Origin of the sequence: Nocardia sp. CC201C (genome assembly GCF_030010695.1) — a bacterium.
GTDB classification, from domain to species: Bacteria; Actinomycetota; Actinomycetes; order Mycobacteriales; family Mycobacteriaceae; genus Nocardia; species Nocardia otitidiscaviarum.
The window spans coordinates 1-8,882 of the sequence record NZ_JASCXP010000318.1 but is presented as its reverse complement, the minus strand read 5'-3'; the positions used below and the strand labels follow the sequence as shown (position 1 = coordinate 8,882).

The following is an 8,882-nucleotide window of genomic DNA, read 5'->3' as shown; positions in this document are numbered from 1 at the left end:
GACGCAGCGCCCGGCCGCCGGCGGCCCCGGCAGCCGGCAGTCGCCAACCCCCGCGGTTCGCGACTGCTCCGATCAGGGAGTGAGCCTGCGCCGCCGCGAGACCCGTCCCGCTGTCCGTTGCCGTCGCAGGTAGTGGACAGCGGGCGGTGCGGTGCGCGGACCGCCGAAACCACCGCGCTGCGGCAGCGCCTAAACCACCGCGCTGCGGCAGCGCCGGAATCTCAGCGCTGCCGCAGCATCCGGCCCGCCGCGTCGACGGCCGGTCCGGAACTGTTGGCGTCGTAGACGAAGACCGCGAAGGCGAGGTCGCCGTCGATGGCGACGAACCAGCCGTGGGCGTGGGTGTCGTCGATGAATTCGGCGGTGCCGGTCTTGCCGAGCAGGCCGGGGATGTCGCGCAGTTGGGTGGCGGTGCCGTCGGTGATCGTTTCGCGCATCATGGTTTTCACCTGGTCGGCGATACCGGCCGGGAGTGCGGGCGGGGTGCGGTCGGGGGTGCCGGGCTGTCCCGCGACCAGGGTGGGGGCGGGGACGGAACCGTGCGCGAGGGCGGCGGCGACCAACGCCATGCCGAACGGGGAGGCGGTGACCTTGCCTTGGCCGATGCCCTCCTCGACGCGCAGGGCGGGGGTGTCGGCGGTGGGGACCGAGCCGGTGACGGTGGTCAGGCCGGGGGTGACGTAGTCGATGCCCAGACCCAGTTGGGCGGCGGCGGTGGTGAGGGCGTCCGGGGGCAGATCGACGGCCAGTCGGCCCATGGTGGTGTTGCAGGAGCGGGCGAAGGCGGTGTGCAGCGGGACCTCGCCGAGGTCGAAGTTGTTGTCGTTGGGGATGCGGCGGCCCTCGATGTTCGCCGAACCCGGACAGGCGACAATACTGTCGGGGGTGACCGATCCGGCCTGCAGCGCCGCGGACACCGTCACCGTTTTGAAGGTCGAGCCGGGCGGGTACAGGCCGGTCAACGCGATGGGTCCTTCCGCGTCGGCGGCCGAATTCTGTGCCACGGCGACCACATTCCCGGTCGAGGGCTGCAAGGCCACGATGGCGGCCGGTTGCGTGATGGGTGTGAGCGCCGCTTCCGCCGCGCGTTGCAGACCGAGGTCGAGGGTGGTGCGGATATCGGTGGTGGGCTGCGGGTCCTGGCCCGCGACCCGCTCGGTGCCCTGCGGGGTGCGGGCGCGCACCGCCCAGCCCGCCGCGGCGTCGGCCTGCTGCTGCCACAGCTCCGACAGCCCGGACAGGGTGGGGGAGGCCAGGTCCCGGTCGGTGGTCAGCAGGCGGGTCTGCGGTGCCAGGGTGACATTCGGCAGGGCCGTCAGCGCGTCCCGGATCGGGGCGAGGTCGGATTCCCGCAGAGTGATCGCCGTGACCGGGTTACCTTGTGCCGCATCGATTTCCGATTGCAGCGCCGGCGCGGTGATGCCGGGGGCGATGGGGGACAGTAGATTCGCCACCGCGGCGGTGTCCACTCCGGGCGAGAGATTCACCAGGGTCACCACCTGCTGCGTCATCAGCTCCCCGCCGGTGCTGTCGAGCACCCGCGCGGGATCCGGATAGACCGGGCTGTAGCTCAGCGGTCCGGTGTCCAGTCCCGGTGCGACGGCGGCCGGATCCCAGGCGACCTTGACCCCGTCACCGGTGTCGGCGGCCTTGCCGGTGGTGGTGTAACTCCACTCGTTCGCACCGAGCTTCCAGGTCGCGGCGAGCGTGAACGTCCCGGCGTCGGTGTCGACCCCGCGCACCTCGAACCGCGCATCGGTGCCGAGCCCGTCGTAGAGCGCGCCGAGGGCGGCCGCGGCCTGCGTCGGATCGGTGGTGACCGCGGCCGCCGCGCTCGGATCGTCATTGGTGAGCGCGTCGGCGAAGCTGGTCGCGACGGAGGTCATCCGTTCGGTGGTGTCGTCGTCGAAGAGCCCGCATCCGGTCAACGTCAGGGTGGGGACGGCGAACAGCGCGAATAGTCGTGTCCTGGTCAGCACTGAGCCGACCCTACCCGCCGATGCCGGTCGAGCCGGGCAGGCCGCGTCCGGAATTCGCTGTCCCGCGGACGACGGGGCGGACGGTGGGATGGAATGCCGGTGGGAATGCTTTCGACGGAGATATTCTCAGTGGCGGGAGCCCGCTAGGCTGCGGAGTATGCGCTTCGGGCGGGGTTTCACGTGTTCATCAGCAGCGCCTTGATCGATTTGTGCAGGGGAATTCGCGATCGTGTGTTGAAGCTCCGCGAGGCCGGTGAGGCCTTTTCGGACACCTCTCGACAGGTCGGTGGCGATGGACCACACGACGCGGTCGACGCGATCGTGCGCGAAGACCGCGAAATCGGACCGATGGTCGCGGCGACCGTGAAAGCGGACCACGAGCCGTCCACGGCATCGCCGGGGCCATCGGACCACAGCGAATCTGCGCCCGGATATTCGATACCCGGGAGCATTACCCGGGGGCGCGACCTCATCGACGATCTCGACTATCGCGCGCTCGATCGCGCGGGATACGGCACCAACCACGGCGGGCGTGCGTTGGGTGAGGTGAACCGACGCCAGGGGTTCGACGGCCCGCCCACCCTGGTGTCCCGCGAGGAGTTGGACCAGATCGTCGCGGCGGGAGGTGTCGAGTTGTTCCGCGGCGTATCGGACCCGCGTTTCGTCGCGGAGTTCAAATCGGGCTCGTACTTTCCCGGCACCGGACAATACGGGGAGGGTACTTATGCGACGCCGGACGTGGGAATGGCGCTGCGCTATGCGGACCACCGGTCGGAAACATTGTTGAGGATGGCGCTGAAGCCCGACGCGAAGGTCGTGGACTACCTCGACCTGTACCACGAGCAGCAAGCGGAATTGCGGTCGATCAGCGAGAAGATGGAGGAGCTTCGGAGGGCGGAACGGCCGCACGACGCGTCGGAAAGAGAAGAGGAACTGGAATCACGGTATTGGCAGGTGTATGACCGCGGGAAGTTCGCCGCCATCAAAGGCTATGATGCCTTTTCTGTCGGCGGCACCGAAGAGGCGGGCGTCCGCCAGGAATGGATTATCCTGAATCGCACCGCACTGGCGGTCGAGCGATAGGTCCGTCGCTACGGTTGTCCGACGATCAGGCGGGTCCCGTTGGCCAGCAGTGTCGTCGCGGTGAGACCGAACATGGTGTGGAAGCTATCGCTGAAGTGACTCGGCGACGCGAATCCGGCGTCACTGGCCGCGGTGGTGAGGTCGTATCCTCGTTCGACGGCGGCCGCGACCCGCATCATGCGTGACCACAGCCGGTAGCGGCGCAGGCTGGTGCCGGTCTGGGCGGAGAACAGGTGCAGGAACCGTGAGGTGGACAGGCCGACCTCGGTGGCGAGGGCGGGCGCGCCGAGCGTTCCGGCCGGATCGGCGCGGATCGTCCGGACCGTAGCGCGGATGCGGGCGTCGGTGATCGCCGGTGTGTCAGTGTCGGCGATGCGGCGCAGCAGCGCGGCGGGGTCGAGCGGATTCGCCTGCCGCATCTGGTCGATGAGCGCCGATTCGTGACGGTGGGTGAGCCCGATCGCGCCCAGTGTGTCGGTCGTGCACCGTTCGACGCCGCTCAGGAGCGTCGGTTCGAGGTAGCAGAACAGCATCCGCCCCGACTCCGCCACCACCTGATGCCGCGTGCGGGCCGGAATGAACGCGCTGCGCACCGTGCGCTGGTCGGCGTCGACCCGCACCGTGAACGGCGCGTCGATCCCGACCGCGACGCAGTGCACCGACCCCGAATGCGGATCCAATCGCAGCGACGGCCCCAGATACGCGGCGTACCCGGATCGGATCCAGATCGTCGCCACTTCGCCCGGACAGCACGTTTCCGGAAGTGCGACCCTGTCCATGCCCGTGATCATCGCATGTGACATTCCACGCGAAAGGGTCCCGCCCGTGCACACAGCCGTTGTTCTGGTCATCGCCGCCGCGTTTCTCGCCATGGGCGGTTACGCGCTGGTGGCTCCCGCCGCCATCGCTCGTCCCTTCGGCACCCGCGTCGACACTCCCGACGGCCGTTCCGAGATCCGGGCCGTCTACGGCGGTTTCGGTCTCGCCGTGGCGGTCATGCTGGCTCTCGCGGCCTTCGGTCCCGGCGGCTTGCGCGATGGTGTCATCGCCACCACCGCCGCGGCCCTGGCCGGCATGGCGGTGGGTCGGCTCATCTCCCGCCTGGTGGACCAGCCGGTGCCGTTCTATCCGGTTTGGCTGTTCTTCTGGATCGAAACGATCGCTGCCGCAGTGCTTTTCGCGATGCTCCCGTGAGGCGGCTACTCGCTGTTCCGGCGGGCCTTGCTCGGCTGCACCCGCGGGGGTTCGTTGGGCATCTTCGGATACACCGGGGGCCAGGGTGCGTCCATGAGGCCGTCGGCCATATCGCGCTCGGACATCTCGAGCAGCGGGGCGAGGGATTGCGGGGTGCGGTCGGCCCAGGGGTCGCCGTGGCGGGCGACGCGGTCGGGGACGGTGGCGATGGTCAGATCGTCGGGGACGACGGTGTCCAGATCCGACCAGGCGATGGGGGTGGAGACCTGCGCGCCGACCTTGGGGCGCACGCACCAGGCGCCGAAAACCGTTTTGTGCGGGGCATTCTGGTTGAAGTCGACGAAGACGCGGCTGCCGCGCTGCTCCTTCCACCACTGGGCGGTGATGCGGTCGGGGTGGCGGCGTTCCAGCTCGCGGGCCAGGGCGACGGCGGCGGCGCGCACCTGGTAGCCGTCCCAGCGCGGTTCCAGCAGGGCGTACAGGTGCAGGCCGCGCGAGCCGGAGGTCTTGACGCGCACGTCGATGCCGAGTTCCTCGCACAGGTCGCGGGTGGCCAGCGCGGCCGCGCGCAGGTCGTCGAAACCGATACCGGGGGAGGGATCGAGGTCGATGCGCAGTTCGTCGGTGATGCCGGTGGGCGGCAGTTCGTTGCCGTCGGCGTCGAAGACCGGCGGTGCGGTGCCGGCCGCCTCCGCGCCCGCGTGGGTGGGCCACACGTGGAAGCCCAGGCAGCCCAGATTGACCGCCCACAGGATGTGCGCGAGGTCGGCGGCCACCAGGGCGTCGCTGGTGGTGCCGTTGGGGGTGGACACGACGGTGGTCCGCAACCAGTCGGGCACCGAGGCGGGCACGCGCTTCTGGAACCAGGATTTGCCGCTCGCTCCGTCCGGATACCGCTCCAGCAGTACCGGCCGGTCCTTGATGGTGTTCATGATCGGGTCGGCGACGGCCTGGTAGTAGCGCACCAGGTCGAGTTTGGTGTCGCCGCGTTTGCTGAAGTAGATCTTGTCCGGATTGGTGATGGTGACGGTGTGCCCGTTCGCCTCGATCTCGACGGAACCGCTCACGACCGTGCTCCCTTGCCGGCTTTCGCCTCGGTGAAGATATCGGCCAGTTCGGCGGGCGCGACCTCGTCGAGCTGGGCGTAGGTACAGGATTCGGGGGCGCGGTCGGTGCGGAAGCGCACCAGCCGCCCGCCGTGCCGCAGCCGCCCGGACATGACGTGCTCGTAGCGCACCTCGCCGACCAGTTCCGGGCGCAGCGGCTCCCAGGACAGGTCCTTGCCGCCGGTCCAGCGGCTGACCCCGCCCGGCATCTTGCCCTCGGCCTTGGCCTGTGCGGCCGCGTCGGCCCACTCCCGCCACGGGTGGTTCTCCAGGGCGTTCGTGCGCAGCGGCTCCAGTTCAGTCACGAGTTCCTTGCGGCGGGCGGCGGTGAAACTGCTGGCCACGCCGACGTGGTGCAGGTGGCCGTCGTCGTCGAACAGGCCCAGCAGCAGCGAGCCGACGCCTTCGCCGTCCTTGTGCCAGCGGAATCCGGCGATCACACAGTCGGCGGTGCGTTCGTGCTTGACCTTCAGCATGACCCGCTTGTCCTGGAGGTACGGCAGATCCTTGGCCTTGACCATCACGCCGTCGAACCCCGCGCCCTCGAACCGCGTGAACCAGTCCCGCGCCTGTTCCGGATCGTCGCTGATGGGGGTGAGATGGGTGCGGGAGAAGCCGCCGTCGAGCACGGTCTCCAGCAGTCGCCGCCGCTGTTCGAACGGTTCCTCGGTGAGATCCCGGTCCCCGAGCGCCAGCAGGTCGAAGCCGACGAAGCTGGCCGGGGTCTCCACGGCCAGTTTGTTCACCCGCGACGCCGCCGGATGCAGCCGCTGTTGCAGGGTGTCGAAGTCCAGGCCGTGTTCGGTGACCACCACGATCTCACCGTCGACCACGCATTTCTCCGGCAGTGCCCTTGCCAGCAGTTCCACCAGTTCGGGGAAGTAGCGGGTGAGCGGGCGGTCGTTGCGGGAGCCGAGTTCGATCTCGGGTCCGTCACGGAAGACGATGCAGCGGAAACCGTCCCATTTGGGCTCGAACAGCAGTCCGGGCTCCTCCGGAATGGCGGACACCGATTTCGCCAGCATCGGTTTGACCGGCGGCATGACGGGCAGATCCACGCGACCTCCTCGGGGTTACCTACCCAGGTAGACGCCGCGCCCGATCGAAACTCATCGGTCGGATACGGCGGCTCCCAAGATCGTAAGGCCGTACCGGTCAGTTTTTCGAGACCGGCATACCCTCAGCCGTCGATCCACCCGTGCTGATCGGCGAAGGCGGTGAGGCGCTCGCGGATGGTCAGTATCTCCCCGGCGGTCAGGGCCGGGCTGGCGTCGAGCAGTAGTTCGGTGATGAGCCGCCGGTGTTCCTCGGCGCTGAGCTGTCCGGCCGTCCGCTCGCCGCGTTCCTTGTTCTTGTGCCGCACCGGCCCCGTCCCCCCGACCAGCGCCAGGTTGATCGCCTTCGGCCCCCGGTCACCTTCGGTCACATCGAATTCGAACACCCGCCCCTGGCGCAGCTCGTCCTCGTCCAGGCCGATGTCGTTGACATGGACGAAAACGTCCGGGCCACCGTCTTCGGGCCGAATGAATCCGAACCCCCGTGAACTGTCGAACGACACCAATTTCCCGATGGACACCAACACCTGCTCCTCGTCGCCGCGTCCCTCTGCGGGTCACTGTAACCCGCGAACTGCCCGATGTCGGATGAAAGGGATTAATTTTCGATTGCCGCGCACGGCTGAACGGTGCTGCCGCCGCGCAGTTCGCGCGGCGGGTGGCGACTGCCCGAACAATTCTCGGTCTGATTGGGGCGCAGTGGGTTTCGCGTGACTAGGCAGGCGATGAAGTCCGGTTGCGCTGTGCGCGACCGGTGGCGTGTCGGGGTGGGTCCGTCGTCGTCTCGATGCCCCGCAGCCAGCCTTCCCATCCGTGGCGATACCGCATTCGGCGGCGCGCCCCTGGATCGCCGACCCCGGAAGCCGCTGCTGATTCTCCGGCTTGCTGCCTGGCAGGCTGAACCGGATCGTCGTCCCGTCCGACACAGCCTGTCGAGTGACCCTGGTTGTCGGGATGGTTCGACAGCGCCCTTCTCGGGCGTTCTCCACTCACCCCGCGACCGGGTGAGTGTCGGTTCCCGCGTCTGCCGGGTCGGTTGCACCGGCACCCACAGGGTGCAGGTCAGCGCCTTCCCGTCGCGCCGCCCGCCAAATGCAGCTGGCTCGAGATCGCCGAACGCAAGCAGGGTGCGATCAAGCTGGCACCGCTGACACCTGCGACCGAGCCGCGCAACCTGCGCAAACTCAAATCCCAGGTCCAGACCAGATGGGGTGTAGTGCCGCTGATCGATATGGTGAAGGAAGCGGTGCTGCGCACCGGCTGCCTGCGCGGCATCACCTCCGTGGCCGACCGAGGCTCCATGCCCGAAGACGTACTCGCGCAACGGCTTCTGCCTGCGATCTACGCCTACGGTACGAACACCGGGATCATGTCGGTGTCCGGTGGCACCGGACACACCGCGGACGAGATCCGCTACGCGCGGCGCCGCTACCTCAACGCCGAAGCCGCTCGCAGGTTCGCGATCAAGATCGCCAACGCCACCTTCTCCGCACGGCGGTCGACGATCTGGGGGGCGAGTCGTCGACCGCGATCGCCTCCGATTCAACACATTTCGGGGCCCACGACCAGAACATCTTCACCGAGCGCCATTCCCGCTACGGCCGCCGTGGCGTGCTGATCTATTGGAGCGTCGAGCGCAACGGCTCGGTCGTGGTGCACTCCCAGCTGCTCAACTGCTCCGTTTCGGAAGTTCACGCGATGGTCGACGGCGCGATCCACCACTGCACCGAGACGCAGATTGAATCCTCGTATGTCGATACGCACGGCCAGTCCGAAATCGGATTCGGCGTCACGAAACTGCTGGGGTTAGCGCCGTGTCGTGGTTGTGCGTGAGTGTCAGCGCGAGATGGATCTGGATGTGCGGAACAGGTAGTAGTCGGCGGGGCGGGTGTATCGGGTGCCGCGCCCGTGGGTGCGGAGTTGCTCGTGGGTGCGGTGTGGTGGGCGGGCGGGTTGGAAGTAGCGGTCGAGGTTGTCGATGACCAGCCGGTATAGGCCGGAGCGGTGGTGGATGGCGGCGGCGAGTTCGAAGCGCGGGTTCAGGTGGGCGAGTCCGGCGTCGGCGTGGCTGTTGTTGACCAGCAACCATCCGCCCGGACGCAGACACCGCGCGACGTGCTCGGAGATCGGTCCCGCGTAGAGGGAAATGGCCAGGTCCCACCGGCAGGCGGGCAGTTCGGTGAGGGTGCGGGTGTAGTCGCCGGGAATGAAGGCGATGCGGGGTTCGGTGGTGTAGCGGCGCTGGGCGCGGACCAGCGACAACGGCCGGTCCGGGTCGGCGAACGCTTTGCGGGCGCGCGCGTCCGAGTCCAGGTAGGTCACGTCTGACCATACGAAGGAAGGCGCGAGGTCGAGGTAGCTGCCGGGATAGATGACCCGCTGTGCACGGGTGTGCTCGGCGACCGCCGCGTAGAGCGGGGTGCGGTCGCCGATGCGCTGGAGGTAGTCGGGGAATGTGGCCAGAC

At 68.4% G+C, this 8,882-nt stretch carries 10 protein-coding genes; 4 read left to right on the top strand and 6 right to left on the bottom strand.

What is annotated here, in order from left to right:
* Positions 1-221 precede the first annotated feature (221 nt).
* Positions 222-1,886, bottom strand: coding sequence for a penicillin-binding transpeptidase domain-containing protein (locus QK444_RS26650; RefSeq protein WP_282784828.1), 1,665 nt, complete (start codon positions 1,884-1,886; stop codon positions 222-224).
* 273 nt (positions 1,887-2,159) lie between these two features.
* Here QK444_RS26650 and QK444_RS26645 point away from each other — a divergent pair, with 273 nt between their 5' ends.
* A complete protein-coding gene (locus QK444_RS26645; RefSeq protein ID WP_282784821.1) occupies positions 2,160-3,062 on the top strand; it encodes a hypothetical protein in 903 nt (300 codons plus the stop codon).
* 8 nt (positions 3,063-3,070) lie between these two features.
* Here QK444_RS26645 and QK444_RS26640 read toward each other — a convergent pair whose 3' ends face one another.
* Entirely contained in the window at positions 3,071-3,841 is a 771-nt protein-coding gene (locus QK444_RS26640; RefSeq protein ID WP_282784819.1) for an AraC family transcriptional regulator, read from the bottom strand.
* A 46-nt stretch (positions 3,842-3,887) separates the two neighbouring features.
* Here QK444_RS26640 and QK444_RS26635 point away from each other — a divergent pair, with 46 nt between their 5' ends.
* A complete protein-coding gene (locus tag QK444_RS26635; protein WP_282784817.1) occupies positions 3,888-4,256 on the top strand; it encodes a DUF4345 domain-containing protein in 369 nt (122 codons plus the stop codon).
* A 5-nt stretch (positions 4,257-4,261) separates the two neighbouring features.
* Here QK444_RS26635 and QK444_RS26630 read toward each other — a convergent pair whose 3' ends face one another.
* The 3 genes from QK444_RS26630 to QK444_RS26620 form a co-directional block, all read right to left on the bottom strand.
* Positions 4,262-5,323 carry an ATP-dependent DNA ligase gene (locus QK444_RS26630; protein ID WP_282784815.1) on the bottom strand — a complete coding sequence of 354 codons (1,062 nt, stop codon included), beginning with the start codon at positions 5,321-5,323 and terminating at the stop codon, positions 4,262-4,264.
* The gene (locus tag QK444_RS26625; RefSeq protein ID WP_282784814.1) at positions 5,320-6,420 is read right to left on the bottom strand and encodes an ATP-dependent DNA ligase; all 1,101 of its coding nucleotides are present in this window, start codon (positions 6,418-6,420) and stop codon (positions 5,320-5,322) included. Before QK444_RS26625 ends, QK444_RS26630 begins: the two co-directional genes overlap by 4 nt.
* A gap of 122 nt (positions 6,421-6,542) precedes the next feature.
* The gene (locus QK444_RS26620) at positions 6,543-6,944 is read right to left on the bottom strand and encodes a cold shock domain-containing protein (RefSeq protein ID WP_029928527.1); all 402 of its coding nucleotides are present in this window, start codon (positions 6,942-6,944) and stop codon (positions 6,543-6,545) included.
* 509 nt (positions 6,945-7,453) lie between these two features.
* Between QK444_RS26620 and QK444_RS26615 the strand changes: the two genes are divergently transcribed.
* Positions 7,454-8,035: a Tn3 family transposase gene (locus QK444_RS26615; protein ID WP_282784811.1), complete on the top strand. Its 582-nt coding sequence runs from the start codon at positions 7,454-7,456 to the stop codon at positions 8,033-8,035.
* On the top strand, positions 7,924-8,250 hold the full coding sequence (locus QK444_RS26610; protein WP_282784825.1) for a Tn3 family transposase: 327 nt from the start codon (positions 7,924-7,926) through the stop codon (positions 8,248-8,250). The genes QK444_RS26615 and QK444_RS26610 overlap by 112 nt, the downstream gene beginning before the upstream one ends.
* A gap of 3 nt (positions 8,251-8,253) precedes the next feature.
* Here QK444_RS26610 and QK444_RS26605 read toward each other — a convergent pair.
* A partial coding sequence (locus tag QK444_RS26605) for a hypothetical protein (protein WP_282784809.1) occupies positions 8,254-8,882 on the bottom strand: 629 nt, incomplete at its 5' end.